The 16,693-nt window shown below is 55.9% G+C and carries 12 protein-coding genes; 8 read left to right on the forward strand and 4 right to left on the reverse strand.

Annotated elements, in window-relative coordinates; genetic code table 11:
• Positions 1 to 146: 146 nt before the first annotated feature.
• From pepD to RAC90_RS14080, 6 genes are all read left to right on the forward strand, one after another.
• Positions 147 to 1,604 carry a beta-Ala-His dipeptidase gene (gene pepD, locus RAC90_RS14055; protein ID WP_375124466.1) on the forward strand — a complete coding sequence of 486 codons (1,458 nt, stop codon included), beginning with the start codon at positions 147 to 149 and terminating at the stop codon, positions 1,602 to 1,604.
• Between the two features lie 264 nt (positions 1,605 to 1,868).
• Positions 1,869 to 2,861: an ornithine cyclodeaminase family protein gene (locus RAC90_RS14060; protein WP_375124467.1), complete on the forward strand. Its 993-nt coding sequence runs from the start codon at positions 1,869 to 1,871 to the stop codon at positions 2,859 to 2,861.
• A gap of 27 nt (positions 2,862 to 2,888) precedes the next feature.
• Positions 2,889 to 3,860: a threonine/serine dehydratase gene (locus tag RAC90_RS14065; RefSeq protein ID WP_033738776.1), complete on the forward strand. Its 972-nt coding sequence runs from the start codon at positions 2,889 to 2,891 to the stop codon at positions 3,858 to 3,860.
• Between the two features lie 311 nt (positions 3,861 to 4,171).
• Positions 4,172 to 5,677, forward strand: a complete 1,506-nt coding sequence (locus RAC90_RS14070) for a sugar ABC transporter ATP-binding protein (RefSeq protein WP_033738551.1) — start codon at positions 4,172 to 4,174, stop codon at positions 5,675 to 5,677.
• A complete protein-coding gene (locus tag RAC90_RS14075) occupies positions 5,674 to 6,675 on the forward strand; it encodes an ABC transporter permease (protein ID WP_006118048.1) in 1,002 nt (333 codons plus the stop codon). The genes RAC90_RS14070 and RAC90_RS14075 overlap by 4 nt, the downstream gene beginning before the upstream one ends.
• Before the next feature lie 29 nt (positions 6,676 to 6,704).
• The gene (locus RAC90_RS14080) at positions 6,705 to 7,772 is read left to right on the forward strand and encodes a sugar ABC transporter substrate-binding protein (protein WP_039338561.1); all 1,068 of its coding nucleotides are present in this window, start codon (positions 6,705 to 6,707) and stop codon (positions 7,770 to 7,772) included.
• 1,520 nt (positions 7,773 to 9,292) lie between these two features.
• On the opposite strand, the gene dinB is transcribed toward RAC90_RS14080, so the two are convergent.
• Positions 9,293 to 10,348 carry a DNA polymerase IV gene (dinB, locus tag RAC90_RS14085; protein ID WP_006118046.1) on the reverse strand — a complete coding sequence of 352 codons (1,056 nt, stop codon included), beginning with the start codon at positions 10,346 to 10,348 and terminating at the stop codon, positions 9,293 to 9,295.
• 246 nt (positions 10,349 to 10,594) lie between these two features.
• Between dinB and dpaA the strand changes: the two genes are divergently transcribed.
• Positions 10,595 to 11,335 carry a peptidoglycan meso-diaminopimelic acid protein amidase gene (gene dpaA / locus RAC90_RS14090; protein WP_033738547.1) on the forward strand — a complete coding sequence of 247 codons (741 nt, stop codon included), beginning with the start codon at positions 10,595 to 10,597 and terminating at the stop codon, positions 11,333 to 11,335.
• On the opposite strand, the gene RAC90_RS14095 is transcribed toward dpaA, so the two are convergent.
• Both RAC90_RS14095 and lpcA read right to left on the reverse strand, forming a co-directional pair.
• A complete protein-coding gene (locus RAC90_RS14095) occupies positions 11,300 to 12,073 on the reverse strand; it encodes a class II glutamine amidotransferase (protein WP_006118044.1) in 774 nt (257 codons plus the stop codon). The genes dpaA and RAC90_RS14095 overlap by 36 nt on opposite strands.
• 53 nt (positions 12,074 to 12,126) lie before the next feature.
• A complete protein-coding gene (lpcA, locus tag RAC90_RS14100) occupies positions 12,127 to 12,705 on the reverse strand; it encodes a D-sedoheptulose 7-phosphate isomerase (protein WP_039338565.1) in 579 nt (192 codons plus the stop codon).
• A gap of 252 nt (positions 12,706 to 12,957) precedes the next feature.
• On the opposite strand from lpcA, the gene fadE reads away from it, so the two are divergent.
• Positions 12,958 to 15,405 (forward strand): acyl-CoA dehydrogenase FadE, encoded by a 2,448-nt coding sequence (gene fadE / locus RAC90_RS14105; RefSeq protein ID WP_367143274.1) that lies wholly within the window; start codon positions 12,958 to 12,960, stop codon positions 15,403 to 15,405.
• 31 nt (positions 15,406 to 15,436) lie between these two features.
• On the opposite strand, the gene mtnK is transcribed toward fadE, so the two are convergent.
• The gene (gene mtnK, locus RAC90_RS14110) at positions 15,437 to 16,636 is read right to left on the reverse strand and encodes an S-methyl-5-thioribose kinase (protein ID WP_039338567.1); all 1,200 of its coding nucleotides are present in this window, start codon (positions 16,634 to 16,636) and stop codon (positions 15,437 to 15,439) included.
• Between the last annotated feature and the right edge of the window lie 57 nt (positions 16,637 to 16,693).

Here is a 16,693-nt window from a genome sequence, read left to right on the forward strand (position 1 = left end):
GGTTGCGGTTTTTTAGCGCGGTGAATGACACACAGAACGAAAAACAGTGATATTCTCGCCCTATCTCGTCAGTTCACTGACGGCGATCTTTCACTGGAACTTCGCACTGTCCGGCAAAGCCGGCGCACTGACACAGGAGACTTGTCGTGTCTGAATTGTCTCAACTCTCTCCACAGCCGCTGTGGGATTTTTTCGCCAAAATCTGCTCGATTCCTCATCCCTCTTTTCATGAAGAAGCGCTGGCTAACTACATTGTTAACTGGGCCAAAGAACAAGGCTTCTGGTGTGAGCGCGATCAGGTCGGCAATATCCTGATTCGTAAACCTGCGACCGCCGGTATGGAAAAACGCACGCCCGTGGCCCTGCAGGCACACCTTGATATGGTGCCGCAGAAAAATAACGATACCGTTCACGACTTCACCAAAGATCCTATTCAGCCGTATGTCGATGGCGAATGGGTGAAAGCGCGCGGGACGACGCTGGGCGCCGACAACGGGATTGGTATGGCCTCGGCCCTTGCGGTACTGGCGGACAACAGCCTGACCCATGGCCCGCTGGAAGTCCTGCTCACCATGACCGAAGAAACCGGTATGGACGGTGCTTTTGGTTTACAGCCAGGCTGGCTGCAGGCTGACATTTTGATCAACACCGATTCGGAAGAAGAAGGTGAGATCTACATGGGTTGCGCAGGCGGCATCGATTTCATCACAACCCTGCCCCTGACGCGCGAAGCGGTTCCTGCCGGTTTTGAAACCCTGAAGTTCACCCTGAAAGGACTGCGTGGCGGTCACTCAGGTGCGGATATTCATATGGGCCTGGGGAATGCCAATAAGTTGCTGGCCCGTTTCCTGACCGCGCATGCGGCAGAGCTGGATCTTCGCCTGATTGCGTTCACCGGCGGTACACTGCGCAACGCGATTCCTCGCGAAGCCTTTGCAACCGTTTCTGTCGACAGCAGCAAAGTGGATAACCTCAAATCGGCCGCCGCCAGCTTCCTGGCCGCGGTACAGAATGAGCACGGCGTGAAAGAGAAGAATATTGCTTTTGTCAGCGAACCGGTTGCCCATCAGGGCGAGGCGCTGAGCCGTGAAAGCCGCGATCGCTTCCTGAATTTGTTAAACAGCACTCCGAACGGCGTGATCCGCAACTCTGATGTCGCCAAAGGCGTTGTGGAAACCTCACTTAATGTGGGCGTTGTGACGATGGATGCCGACAAAGCGGAAATTAACTGTCTGATTCGTTCGCTGATCGACACGGGACGTGATTATGTGGTGCAGATGCTGACCTCACTCGGCCAGCTGGCGGGCGCGCAGACCAAACCAAAAGGCGGCTATCCTGGCTGGCAGCCCGATGCCGACTCGCCCATCATGGCCCTGACGCGTGAAACCTATGTCGCCCTGTTTGGCAAAATACCCAATATTCAGGTGATCCACGCGGGTCTGGAATGTGGCTTGTTTAAAAAGCCCTATCCCAACATGGATATGGTTTCGATCGGCCCAACCATCACAGGTCCGCACTCCCCCGATGAGCAGGTCCATATCGAAAGCGTTGGCCTGTACTGGAAGCTGCTGACTACACTGCTGAATGTGGTGCCGGAGAAATAAAATCCGTACACCATAAGATTAAGGGCTTATGTTCTGCATAAGCCCTTTTTTTGCGCCTCGCTCGCCTTTCCGCTGTCACACTTACCCGAGCATTAGCTTTCGTCACCCGTCGCTAAAACAGTTTAAAGCGTTTCTCCGGGGTGCAGATTGGCATTTTCTGTTGCAACACCAGTGTAATAATGTCGGGAATCCCTCTTTTCCCGACCGCGTTTTAACACCATTGCGCTAGTCGGGAATCGTTCGTCTGACACGACCCGAGGACGCATGAAGACCTTATTACTCACCAAAGAAGATGTCCGACAGCTCATCAGCATTGATGATGTCATTGAAGCCGTCGACGAAGCCTACAGGGCCTTTAACGGCGGCCTGGTGGAACAGCCTGACTATATCGGCCTGCACCTGCCCGCCCCCCGTGGCGAGATTGATTTTAAAACCTGCTATTACCGCACCAACGAACTGATTTCGATGAAAGCCTCCTCCGGCGGTTTTTCAGAAAACCCGTCCCGTCCTGGTCTGCCGGGCGGTATGGGCACGATCATCCTGTTTGATGCCCAAAGCGGCGCCCTGTGCTGTGTGATGGACGGTAGCCTGGTTACCGGTCTGCGAACCGGTGCGTCGGGCGCTGTTTCCGTCAGAGCACTGGCACGTAAAAATGCCAAAAAAATCGCCGCGATTGGCACTGGCAATCAGGCGAGAATGCAAATCCAGGCGATCGCCCGGGTAATGGATATTGAGGAAATCCATGCCTGGAGCCGAACGCCAGCCACCCGTCAGGCTTTCAAAGCGGACATTGAAAGCACCACAGGTATTCCGGTCATTATCGCGCACAGCTGTCAGGCGGCGGTCGGGCAAGCCGATATTCTTATCACCACCACCCGGGGCAAAGGTCCGCTGATTGAGGCCGACTGGATTCCGCCCGGCACGCATATCATCGCCATTGGCACCGATCAGCGCGGTAAACAGGAGTTTGACCCGCAGATTTTTAGTCGGGCAAAAGTGATCGTGGATTCCCTGCCCCAGTGCACGCAGAAAGGAGAAACCTGGCATGCGCTGGACAGAAATATCATCAGTGAAAACGCGATTCATGCCGAAATCGGGGAAATTTTGTCCGGGACGAAACCGGGCCGGGAAAACGATCGGGAAATTACCTTCTTTGACTCCACTGGGCTTGCCATTCAGGACAACACGACAGCCGGGCGCATTTACCGCAAGGCCCTTGAAAAAGGCTACGGAACCGGATTTGCATTTTTTGAATAACGTTTCGTTCAGACGAAGGTAATGTATATGACGCGTTCGTACCCCACCCTGCAGGACATTCATGACGCACAGCAGCGCATCGCTGCCCATATTCGCCATACGCCGTTACTCCGCGCTGAAAAAATTGAAAAACGGGTCGGCTGTGAGCTTTACCTCAAGCCGGAGACGTTGCAGATTACCGGCGCGTTTAAAATACGGGGCGCACTGAATAAGGTCCTTTCTCTGCCCGTTGAGGCGTTTGCCAACGGCATGATTTCCAGTTCATCAGGCAATCATGCCCAGGGCCTGTCTTATGCAGGCAGAATGCTGGGCGTAAAGGTCATTCTGGTGCTGCCGGTCACAACGCCGCAAATCAAAATCGACAATACGCGTGCCCTGGGCGCAGAGGTGATTCTCTTCGATGGCGACAATGCGTCCCGCTGGAAGAAGGTGTATGAAATTGCCGAGCTCAACAATTATGCGGTAGTGCATGGCTTTGAAGATCCGATGGTCATGGCGGGCCAGGGAACGATCGGCTGCGAAATCCTGCATGATTTGCCGGATGTGGATACCGTGATTGTGCCGCTGGGCGGTGGCGGACTTCTCTCCGGTGTGGCCACCGCAATCAAAGAAACCCGTCCTGCCGTCAGAGTGATTGGCGCGGAACCCGCTCTGACACCGAAATATTACCAAAGTCGGATCAACAAACAGCCAACGTCACTGCCGCTGCTCAATACTATTGCGGATGGCTTAAGACTCAGCGTGCCGGGCCGCAATCCCTACCCGATTATTGAAAAGTACGTGGATGAGATTGTGCTGGTTGACGACGAGCATATTGCTCAGGGCATGCGGGTGCTGGCCAGTGAGGCAAAATTGATTGCCGAGCCCGCGGCCTCCATCGGCCTTGGCGCGTTGCTGGCGGGCTCGGTCAGCCTGAAGCCCGCTGAGAAAGTCTGTGTACTGTTAACGGGCGGTAACTGGGATCTGGCCGACCTCGCCGAAATCTATGCCGTGAAGTAACCGCGACGGATGCGATGCGTTCTGCACGTGGTGAAGTCTGCGACAAAACCACGTCGCATTTTCCGATCCTGAGATAAAAGCGCATCCGTTTAAAAAAGACTGACGCCCAGGCGCAGCATAATCCGCTGGGTTAAGGCGACTTCTTACCGTTAAATCACCAACTTGCTGCGCTTAGTCAGCTTTAGCCGCCATTATGTCCAGATGTCTGGATGGCTAATAAATTTCTGTGCTAACTTATGCGCTTTCGTTAGTTGCCGCACCGGTAGCTTCGGGAAAAAATGCGATCAGTGACTTTAATGGAGAGCTCCGTGATGCGTGCAGTCAATCGCCTTGAGATGCGTAACATCTCTATCGATTTCGGCGGATTTGCCGCGTTAACCTCAGTGGATTTTCTGACGGAAGGTCACTCGGTTCATGCCCTGACCGGGGCCAATGGCGCGGGTAAATCCACCCTGATGGCGGTACTCTCCGGTGCCCACAGTCACTATCACGGTGAGATTCTGCTGGACGGCCAGCCTGTGTCGATTCGCAGCCCGCGTGACGCCAAAAAGCTCGGCATTCACCTGGTGCAGCAGGAAGTGGATGTTGCGCTGGTGCCCCAGTTAAGCGTGGCCGAGAACATTCTGCTGGATCAACTGGCCGAACCGGGCCATGGCTTTCGCTGGGGCGATATGCGTCGTCAGGCGCGGGACCTGCTGGCGCAGCTGGATGCCACGATTGATGTCAGACGCCCGGTCGAACGTTGTTCGCTGGCGGAAAAGCAGCAAATCCTGCTGGCCAGAGCCCTGTCGCACCATTGCCGCTTTCTGATTCTTGATGAACCCACTGCCCCACTCGACCAACACGAAAGCGAGCGCCTGTTCGCCGTAGTTCGTCGCCTGCAGACCAGCGGTATTGGCGTGATATTTATCTCTCATCGTATTCACGAACTGAAAGCCATCTGCGATCGCCTGACGGTACTGCGCGATGGCCGCCTGGTAGAAAGCAGCCCAATGGCTTCCCTGAGCGGTGAGCAAATCGTTGAAAAAATGCTGGGTCATCCGTTGACCGATATCTATCCTCCGCGCCGGCCATTGCAGTCCTCATCCGTACTCATGGCGGTGGAAGGATTACATGATGAACACCTGCTCCGGGACATCTCACTGCGTTTACACAAGGGCGAGATTCTGGGTATTGCCGGGCTGGCCGGGGCTGGCAAAACCGAACTCTGCAAAGCGTTATTTGGTGCCAGTAAAAGCCGGGTTACCCGCGGTGAACTGCACGGTAAACGCTGGAAACCGCGATCGCCACACGATTCCGTGAGTCAGCGCATGGCACTGGTGCCGGAAGAGCGCCGCAAAGAGGGCATCTTCATTGACGAATCGGTGGCGATGAACCTCAGTATCAGCGCAGACGACAGTTTTTCCCGCTGGAGCCTGTTCGGCCATCGTCAGGCCTGGCGCTGGGCGGAAGCGGTGATCCGTCGTCTTAACGTGCGTACGACTGGCCCCGCCCAACCGTTACGTCGGCTTTCCGGCGGCAATCAACAAAAGGTGGCGATTGGCAAATGGTTACGCAATAACGCCGATGTCCTGATTTTCGACGAACCGACCAAAGGCGTGGACGTAAAAGCCAAAACGGAACTGTTCACGCTAATCAGCAACCTTGCCCATGAAGGCAAAGGGATTATTTACGCCTCTGGCGAATTTTCTGAACTGGTCGGCTTATGCGACCGTATTTGTGTGCTCTGGGACGGACGTATTGTGGCGGAATTAGACGGACAACGCGCCACGGAAGAGACACTTTTGCTCTATTCCACCGGAGGAACCCCTGCGTGAGCAGTAAAGAGTTAGCCCTGAATTCCGCATCGCCATCGCTGCGCCATCAGCTGTTCGATTTCCTCTATAAGTGGGGCATGTTGCTGACAGTGGTGATATTGATCGCTGCCTTTGGCCTGGCTTCCGACAGCTTTCTGGAGCCGAACAATATCATCAATATTTTGCGGTCTATCGCCATCGTAACCGTGATTGCCGTGGGCGTTTCTGTATCCCTGACCGTTGGCGGCTTCGACCTTTCGGTGGGCTCTACCGCGTCACTGGCAAACGCCCTGGTCATTTCGCTGTTTGTCTGGTACGGCTTCGATACCACGGCGGCGATCGCCATCACTCTGGCGCTGTGCACGCTGGTGGGACTGTTTAACGCCTTTCTGATCGTCGTGCTGCGCATTCCCGACATGCTGGCCACGCTGGCCACCCTGTTTGTGATTCAGGGCGTCGCCATGACCTACAGCTTTGGCGGCTCGATTACGGAAAACATGGTGCTGCCCAGCGGCGATATGGCGGAAGGCACCATTCCTGCTGCCTTTAACCTGTTGGGTCAGGTACCTACGATCGTGATTATCATGCTGGTGGTGACCGTGGTGGCACAGCTGGCGCTATCGCTGACCAAACACGGCCGCCGCATGTATGCGCTGGGCGGAAACCCCGAAGCCGCCCGACTTTCCGGTATTCGCACCACGCGTTATCGCGTTCTGGCCTATGTGATTGCCTCACTACTGGCCGGACTGGGCGGTATTCTGCTGGCCTCACGCATTGGATCGTCTCAGGTTAACGCCGGTAGCGGTTATCTGATGGACGCCGTGGCTGCCGCCTGGATCGGCTTTTCACTGGCCGGCTCCGGTAAGCCAAATGCGCTGGGTACGCTGGTCGGGGCCGTCATTTTAGGGGTGCTGCAAAACGGCCTGGTGATGTTATCTGTGCCCTATTACGCCATGGACATTATCAAAGGATTAGTGCTGGCCTTAGCGCTGGCCATCACTTATGTACAGCGTCGTTAAGACGCATTCTTCTACTGGAGTTAAGAATAATGAAAAAGATAACACTCTCGCTGCTGGCCCTGAGCCTGTTAAACGCCAGTGCCGCGTTTGCCGACACCATAACACCTGTCCCTGCCGCCATCGCCAATCATGAAGGGCCGATTCGTATTGCCGTCATCCGTAACCTCGGTTCCGACGACAACACGACTCAGTTTGTGGCAGGCGCGATTCAGCAGGGTCGCCAGTTGGGCTTCAAAGTCAGCACCTTCCTCAGCAACGGTGATGACGCGCGTTTTCAGGATTTTGTTAATCAGGCGATCAGCCAAAAATACGACGGTATTGTGCTGTCACACGGCAAAGCGCCCTATGCCAGTGCGTTGGTAAAACGCATCGCTGACGCGGGCATTAAAGTGTCGGTATTTGACACACCGGTAGACAACCCGATTCCCGGCGTGACGGTGACCGCCCAGGATGACGCCTCGCTGGCGCAGCTCTCCCTGGGGCAGTTGATCAAAGACTTCAACGGCAAAGCGAACATCGTGAAGTTATGGGTCGCCGGTTTCCCGCCGATGGAACGCCGTCAGGTGGTGTATGAAAAATTATTAAAAGAAAACCCAGGCATTCATCAACTGGAGTCCATTGGTGCCGTATCAACGGATGTCCAGGGCGACACGGCCAACAAAGTGGGCGCGATTCTGGCGAAATACCCGAAAGGCAAGATTGACGCCATCTGGGGCGCATGGGATGCCTTCAGCCAGGGCGCGTATAAAGCGTTGCAGGAAAATGGCCGCACCGAGATCAAGCTGTACAGCATTGATGTTTCCAATCAGGATTTGCAGCTGATGCGCCAGAAAGGCAGCCCGTGGGTGCAGACCGTCGCGGTCGATCCGAAAACTATCGGTGCCGTGAATATGCGCCTGGTGGCGAACAAGATCGCCGGTGAAACCACGCCTGCAACGTATGAATTTAAAGCGTCGTCGATTTCACAACAGGCGCTCGACAGCCATCCTGGCGCTGTGAATGTCGCGTCGCTTAACAAGATCATTCCGGGCTGGGGCAGCAATAACGATTTTGTCCAGCCGTGGTTTGCGACGCTGGAAGCAAAATATAAGAAGTAATGGGTTGTTGGTGGCGCTTACGCGGGGCGGTTAATTCGCTGCGCGAGGTGGCTGGTTTGTGTCGCTGACGGCTTATGAAACGCTGAGAGGGTTTCGCCCGCCAGGCGGCCGGGAGTTTCAGTCTGCCCGGTGCGGGCGACCAACAAGGGCTCCCGTCCTGCCCAACTCCCCCACTTTGAGATTTGCGTCTGTTCAGGCGTTTTTATTGCTTTGGATACCGATAATTGATGCTTGTGCGAGAAGTCTTTTCAGGCGTTGAGAAGGTTTGAGTCGCTGACAGCTTATGAAGCGCTGAGGGGGTTTCGCTCGCCAGGCGGCCTGGAGTTTCAGTCTGCCCGGTGCGGGCGACCGACAAGGGGCCGCCAGCCGCCGCGGCCCCTTGACCCCGGGCTCCCGTCCTGCCCACCCGCCGCTTCGCGGTGCCTTCGCTGCTTCAGGATTTCTGCGGACCGCCATGACGCGCCATCCGTGGCGCGGCCCGGCTCTCGCCGACGTCCTGTCGGCTCATCCGGAAATCCCTCATCCGCTCAGCGGGTGGGAAGGCCGCCCCAAACACCCGCTTCACTGTCTCTGTGTTAAAGCCACTTCCGGTGTCGCTGTAGGTGACCGGAAAGTCCTACAGTCTGCTGGTTTTGAATCAATGCCTGTTTATAAAAACTTTTTTTTAAATCCCACTGCACACATTCACTACAGACAACACCCGCTTTTAAAAGAAACCAGGACTGACAGGCGGGGGTTTTTCTGCCGGCATCCGGCGCGCTGAGGAGGGAACGGAGGCCAGGACGGAGCGGCAGGGATGCCGCGCAGAGGACGGCTGCGCCAGGGAGAGCGCATCCGGACGGTCCGTCAGGCCGCAGTGAGAGACGAAGGAACAGCGACGGCTGACGGCCGCCGGGATTGTTAAGGGGCTGGCGCAAGCCCCTTAACCCGGCCGCCTGCACGGACAGGCTGAAACTGCCCGTTGCCTGGCGGGCGGAAAATTCCCCGATGCAGGACCGTAATCTTCCCGCCCCGCGGCCAAACAGACAAATCCTCAGACAACACCACACCACATCAGTAACACGATCCCACAGGCAGGGGTTTCCTGCCGACATCCGGCGCGCTGAGGAGGGAACGGAGGCCAGGACGGAGCGGCAGGGATGCCGCGCAGAGGACGGCTGCGCCAGGGACGGCGCATCCGGACGGTCCGTCAGGCCGCAGTGAGAGACGAAGGAACAGCGACGGCTGACGGCCGCCGGGATTGTTAAGGGGCTGGCGCGAGCCCCTTAACACGGCCGCCTGCACGGACAGGCTGAAACTCCCTGTCGCCTGGCGGGCGGAAAACTCCCGGTGTACGACCGTAATCTCCTCCGCCCCGCGGGCAAACAGACAAATCCTCAGACAACACCATACCAAATCAGTAACACGATCCCACAGACAGGGGTTTTCTGATGGCATCCGGCTCGCTAAGAAAAGAACGGCGGGCGGAAAATGCCCGGAGCACAGCCGTAATCCCCCCACTCAACGCGAAAGCGCCCCCTCTATAATCCCAGCAGCAACTGTCTCTCCAGCTGCGGATCCACCAGCGTCACATGCAGCCCCACCAGCCGGACGCCACGTCCGGCGCGGCGCTCGTCCCAGGTCTTACGGGCCACGGCAATCATGTCCTCTTTATTGAGCACGGGCCAGACATGTTCCTGAGTGGTCTGCTGGAAATCACTAAACTTCAGCTTCACGCCCTGGCGCGCAATGTGCTTATCAGGTCGAATCTGCGTCAGGCGACGATCAAGCTCGGCATAGAGGTAATCAATAATTTCCAGACAGCGCTCCCAACTGTCGATATCGTCAGCCAGCGTCCGCTCCACACCCAGCGATTTCCGTTCGCGTTCAACCACCACGCCCCGTTCGTCAATGCCGTGACTGCGCTCCCATAACACTCTGCCGAACTTGCCAAAACGCTTAAGCAGCAGCGCCAAATCGGCTTTTTGCACGTCCGCGCAGGTGTGCAGACCCAGCTCTTCGAGCTTTTTTGCTGAAACTTTTCCTACACCGGGAATTTTTGCCAGCGGTAAGGCCAGCAAGAAATCGGACATCTGGGCCGGTGTAATCACATACTGACCATCAGGCTTGTTTAAATCGGAGGCGATCTTGGCAAGGAATTTTATGGGCGCGATGCCCGCAGAGGCGGTGAGCTGCGTTTCGCGAAAAATGGTGGCGCGGATGTCCTGCGCGATAAGCGTGGCCGATCCCTGACAGTGCTGGCTGTCGGTAACATCCAGATAGGCTTCGTCCAGTGAGAGTGGCTCAATGAGCGAGGTATAACGCGAAAAGATGGCGCGGATCTGACTGGAGGCTTCTTTATAGACGTCATACCGTCCGGGCAGTAGACGCAGATGCGGACAAAGCTTTAAGGCCATACCGGTCGGCATCGCGCTGCGTACGCCATATTTGCGGGCCGGATAATTAGCGGTACTGATAACGCCACGTCGATCGCGGCTGCCGCCGATGGCCATGGGAATATCGCGTAATGAGGGATCGTCACGCATTTCCACCGCCGCAAAAAAGCAGTCCATATCAACATGAATGATCTTACGCATCGCCCCTCCAGTACTGGATAAGTATACAGTTCGGAAAGGCTTGTGCAATATTTCTTGCAATAACAAACAAAGTTTACAAATTTTTGGCGTCATTCCGCTAAAGAAATGGACATTTTGCGCCGTGCTGTATTGCTAAAAAAACAGACAATGTTTAATGTTGCGCTGCGGTAGCGGAAAGTTCCGATAATGCAAACAGAGGCGCACATAACGCGCCATTGTTCTTCTTCACTTCAAGGTATACACAGCATGGGCAAAATCGCACTTCTGTTTGCGATGCTTTTACTGCCAGCCCTCAGCATGGCAATGACTCCCGAGCCGGTTCAGCAACTGGCCCCTGTGAGTAAAGAGTTAAAGAAACAGCTAATCGGCACGCCGGTTTATATTCAGATCTTTAAGGAAGAGCGGACACTTGAGCTGTACGGCAAGATTGGTAACGAATACCGCTTGCTGGATACTTACCGCATCTGCAATTTTTCGGGCGGTCTGGGTCCAAAACGCCGTGAAGGCGATTTTAAAAGCCCGGAAGGTTTCTACAGCGTAAAACTGAATCAGCTTAAACCGGACAGCCGTTTCTATCGCGCGATTAATATTGGCTTTCCGAATCAATACGACCGTGACCAGGGCTACAGCGGCAACTACCTGATGATTCACGGCGACTGTAAGTCGATTGGCTGCTACGCCATGACCAATGCCTATATGGATCAGATTTTCACGTATGTGAACGCGGCATTGCGTAATGGTCAGCAGGAAGTGAACATTGCAATTTATCCGTTCCGCATGACGGACAGCAACATGCAGCGCCATCGTTATTCGACCTACGCGGATTTCTGGAAGCAGCTTCAGCCGGGTTACGTCTACTTTGCGAAGTATCATCAACCGCCGACAGTCAATGTTGCCAGCGGCAGATATGTGATGAACAGCAGCCCGGTCATCACCCAACCCGAAGCGGCATCACAGTCGTTCCTGGCGCTCTCCAAGGTAAAATAAGGCCCACTCGCCTGGCACGATCCGGTGCCAGGTTTCATTCCCCGTCAGCGGCTGTGTGGCAATGACCGTGACCACGTCGTTCGCCCCGGTATGTTTCTGGAAATCAATTTCCACATCCTGATCGAGCAACTGCGCCCGGCCAAAAGGGGCACGGCGGGTGATCCAGAACAGATTGGTCGAGCAGAAGGCCATCAGATAGCGCCCGTCCGACAGCAACATGTTGAACACGCCCTTTTGCCGCAGCTCGCTCGCCAGCTCGCCGATGTAGCGGAAAACCGCAGGCCAGTTTCCCGGCGTGCGCGGATAGCGCGTGGCCAGCTTATGCAGAATCCAGCAAAAGGCCTTTTCGCTGTCGGTTTCGCCCACTGGCCGAAACGTGCCGGTTTCCAGTTGCCGGTAACCTTTCAGTTGTCCGTTGTGGGCATAGGTCCAGTTGCGTCCCCATAACTCCCGGGTAAACGGGTGCGTATTTTCCAGCGAAACCGGGCCGCGATTCGCCTGGCGAATGTGCGCCACGACGGAATGGGATTTGATGGGATATTCCTGCACCAGGCGCGCAATGGGGGAATTAAAACTCGGCAAGGGATCTTTAAAGGTGCGGCACCCTTTATCTTCATAAAACGTAATGCCCCAGCCGTCTTTATGCGGCCCTGTTCCGCCGCCGCGCTGCACCAGTCCGGTGAAACTAAAACAAATATCGGTGGGGACGTTAGCGCTCATCCCGAGCAATTCGCACATAGCAACCGCCTTAGAGTAAAAGCCTCCTGTCGGTCAGGAGGCGACACACGCTGTTACCTGACCATCTCTTTTTCAATCAGCAGCATCAGGATATGAATCACTTTGATGTGGATCTCCTGAATACGGTCAGCATAACCGAAATGGGGCACACGAATTTCAATGTCCGCGCTGCCGGCCATTTTACCGCCATCTTTACCGGTCAGCGTGATCACTTTCATCCCCTGGGCGCGCGCCGCTTCAACGGCTTTGATGATATTAGCCGAGTTACCTGAGGTTGAAATCCCCAGCAACACGTCGCCCGGGCGCCCTACCGCTTCTACATAACGGGAAAAGACATGGTCATAACCAAAATCATTACTCACACAGGAAAGGTGGCTGACGTCTGAAATGGCAATCGCCGGGTAGCCCGGACGATTTTCACGGTAACGGCCCGTCAGTTCCTCCGCAAAATGCATCGCATCACAGTGTGATCCGCCGTTGCCACAGGAGAGCACTTTGCCGCCCGCTTTGAAGCTGTCCGCCAACATCACCGCAGCACGCTGGATGGTATGAATGTTCGCGTCGTCACTCAGAAAGTTATTCAACGTTTCTGCAGCTTCGTTGAGCTCTGAACGAATAATGTCCTGATACATAGACTTGTCCTTTGTAGGAGAGGGTAATCGCAGCAAGTTTAACGGAATGGCTGACGCACGCATAGCATCACGCCGCCGGATCCTTTTCGCGCCGCGCTTTTTCGCGACCACAGCCTGGGCGTTGCTCGCGCTTTCGCTGATTTTGTGAGTCAGGTTGTAATTGCGATGTAAACAAATTGATAAATGCCCTCATCTGAATTACACCTTCATCATAACAGGTCAGACCTCTTACTACTTACGGAGCACTTCATTATGATGGTTGTCTCGATTCTTGCTACAGTGCTGCTGACTGGCGCACTGTTCTATCACCGCATCTCGCTGCTGCTCAGCAGCGTCATCCTGTTGCTGTGGACCGCAGCAATGGCGGTGGTCCATCTCTGGACGCCGTGGCTGCTTGTGCCGCTGGCGATTATCCTGTTACCGCTGAATCTCACCAGCCTGCGCCGCAGCCTGTTTTCCAAACCAATGCTGCACCGCTTTCAGCAGGTGATGCCGCCGATGTCTCGTACGGAAAAAGAGGCGATCGATGCGGGCACTACCTGGTGGGAAGGCGACCTGTTTCAGGGCAAACCCGACTGGCAGAAACTGCATAACTACCCGCAACCGCGACTGACGCCGGAAGAACAGGCGTTTCTTGACGGGCCGGTAGAAGAAGCCTGTCGTCTGGCAAATGATTTCCAGATTACCCATGAACTGGCCGATATGCCGCCAGAACTGTGGGCGCATCTGAAAGCCCATCGCTTCTTTGCCATGATCATCAAGAAAGAGTACGGCGGCCTGGAGTTCTCTGCCTATGCACAGGCGCGCGTGTTGCAGAAACTGGCCGGCGTCTCAGGCATTCTGGCGATTACCGTGGGCGTGCCTAACTCACTGGGCCCTGGCGAACTGCTGCAACATTACGGAACGGAAAAACAGAAAGACCACTATCTGCCGCGTCTGGCGCGTGGCGATGAAATCCCCTGTTTCGCCCTGACGAGCCCGGAAGCCGGTTCAGATGCGGGAGCGATTCCGGATACGGGCGTTGTGTGCATGGGCGAGTGGCAGGGCCAGCAGGTGCTGGGCATGCGCCTTACCTGGAACAAGCGCTATATTACGCTGGCCCCGATTGCCACTGTGCTGGGCCTGGCGTTTAAACTTTCCGATCCCGACCATCTGCTGGGCGACAAAGACGAACTGGGCATTACCTGCGCCCTGATCCCCACCAGCACACCGGGCGTGGAAATCGGCCATCGCCATTTCCCGCTTAACGTACCGTTCCAGAATGGCCCAACCCGCGGTAAAGATATTTTCGTGCCGATCGATTTCATTATCGGTGGCCCGGAAATGGCCGGACAGGGCTGGCGGATGCTGGTGGAATGTCTGTCGGTGGGCCGTGGAATCACCCTGCCGTCTAACTCAACCGGCAGCCTGAAAAGCGTAGCGCTGGCCACAGGCGCCTATGCGCATATCCGCCGTCAGTTCAAACTGTCTATCGGTAAAATGGAAGGGATTGAAGAACCCCTGGCGCGCATTGCCGGTAATGCCTACGTGATGGACGCTGCCGCGACGCTGATTACCACCGGCATTATGCAGGGCGAGAAACCTGCGGTGCTGTCTGCGATTGTGAAATATCACTGTACCCACCGCGCCCAACAGTCAATTATCGATGCAATGGATATTGCCGGGGGTAAAGGTATCATGCTGGGCGACAGCAACTTCCTGGCCCGGGCTTATCAGGGTGCCCCTATCGCCATTACCGTGGAAGGCGCGAATATCCTGACCCGCAGTATGATCATCTTTGGCCAGGGTGCTATCCGCTGCCATCCGTATGTGTTGCAGGAAATGGCGGCCGCCGCCAGCAATGATGTGGCGGGCTTTGATAAGGCGCTGTTTAGCCATATTGGCCACGTTGGCAGCAATGCGATGCGCAGCCTGTGGCTGGGCCTTCTGGGCGGACGCACCAGCGCCGCGCCAACGCGTGATGCCACCCGTCGCTATTATCAGCACCTGAACCGTATCAGTGCCAATCTGGCGTTACTGTCGGACGTGTCCATGGCGGTGTTAGGCGGCAGCCTGAAACGTCGCGAACGTATGTCAGCCCGCCTGGGCGATGTGCTGAGCCAGCTGTATCTGGCCTCGGCGACGCTGAAACGTTATGAGGATGAAGGCCGTCATGAAGCCGATCTGCCGCTGGTGCACTGGGGCGTGCAGGATGCCTTGCACAAAGCCGAGAAAGCTATGGACGATCTGCTGAGCAACTTCCCGAACCGTCTGGTCGCTGGCGTCATGCGCCTGGTGGTCTTTGCCGGTGGTCAGCACTGCCCGGCACCGTCCGATCGCCTGGATCATAAGCTGGCAAAAATGCTGCAGGTGCCGTCGGCGACGCGTACGCGCTTAGGTCGTGGTCAGTATCTGGCTCCCAGCGAGCATAATCCGGCGGGCCAGTTAGAGCAGGCGCTACAGGATGTGATGGCGGCTGAGGTGATTCACGATCGCCTGTGCAAACAGCAGAAAAAACACCTCTCGTTTACGCGCCTGGATGCGCTGGCTAAACAGGCGCTGGAACAGGGCTGGATCGATCAGAAAGAGGCAGAGGTGCTGAAGCGTGCCGAAGAGAGCCGTCTGCGTTCAATCAACGTGGACGAGTTTGAGCCCGATGCGCTGGCCGTGCCGGTCAGACAGGATGTGACTAAGCCCGCGCGCCCCAGCGAGGCGGCATAACCCATCAGGCCGACATCACGTCGGCCTTTTTTTATCCCGCCTGACGGATGCGGGCAATCAGTGCATCCACATCGTCCACATGCCCGGCCGCCAGAATCAGGGTGCGGCCCAGGGTAATCGCATTGCGAATGCAGTCAGTCCGCATCTCCTCATCCCGAATCAGTTTCATGTCCGCCACATGCGACATGCCAACGGTTCTGCGAATCAGTTCGGTGCCACAATAGCCAATGGTATCTGCCCACACTTTACGCAGAAACGCCTGCGCATAGCCGGGATAAGCCATGGCCACATCCTGCGTCTTGCTCTCCGCCAGCGCCAGAAAACGCGTTTCAAAGGTCTGCCAGACATCATGCACGTCGCTCAGGCGCTGCTCGCGCGCATCCGCGGCTTCACGGGGCGGCAGCAGCCCTGGTAAGCCACAGTAGTTAATCAGCAGATTGCCCAATGCCGTACCGACATCAAATCCCATCGGTCCAAAATAGCCAAACTCTGCGTCGATCGCTTTTAAGCTACCGTCAGCCACAAAAATGGAGCCGCTGTGGATATCGCCATGCAGTAAGGCTTCTGCATGACTGAAGAAACGGTGCTTCAGCCCGGCGACAGCAATGCGCAGCGCCTCATCGGTACGAAGCGATGCCACCAGGGGTTCCAGCGCCTCGGGATAGCTGTTACGCACATGGTCGGTATAGGGATCGTTGAAAAAAAGATCTTCTGTGATTTCACACAGTTCGGGATTGATAAAGCGCGCCACTTCGGCTTTTTTCACATGCGGATGCAGGATGAAGTCTGAGGTATGGAACAACGTCTGGGCCAGATATTCGCCAAGCTGACGCGGCGCCTCCGGATAGTAAGCGCCCTTCACCAGCTCGCTGCGCCAGATACGGTGACTGGACAGATCTTCCATGATCATCACCGCCAGGTCTGCATCGTAATGCGTGACGTTGACCGTGTGCTGCGGGCAATATTTGTAATGCTCGACCAGCGTCTGCGCTTCAATACGCGCACGATCAAGAGTTAACGGCCAGGATTCGCCCACACAGCGCACATAGGGCAACGCCTGCTTGACCACAATGCGGCTGTTGCCCTGGTCGTCGTAAATTTTGAACACCAGGTTGAGGTTACCATCACCAATCTCTTCCGCACTGCGTAAAACCGAGGGATCTTCCAGCCCACCAAACTGTTTGGCATATTCAACCGCATCAGCAGCGGTGAACGTACGGTATTGCGACATTGACCTTTCCTCATCAACAAACGCCGGTGTGCGCCGGAGCTGATTAATCTTTCGTAA

The sequence above is a fragment of the Pantoea sp. CS_6 genome (assembly GCF_041954745.1).
GTDB lineage: Bacteria > Pseudomonadota > Gammaproteobacteria > Enterobacterales > Enterobacteriaceae > Pantoea > Pantoea stewartii.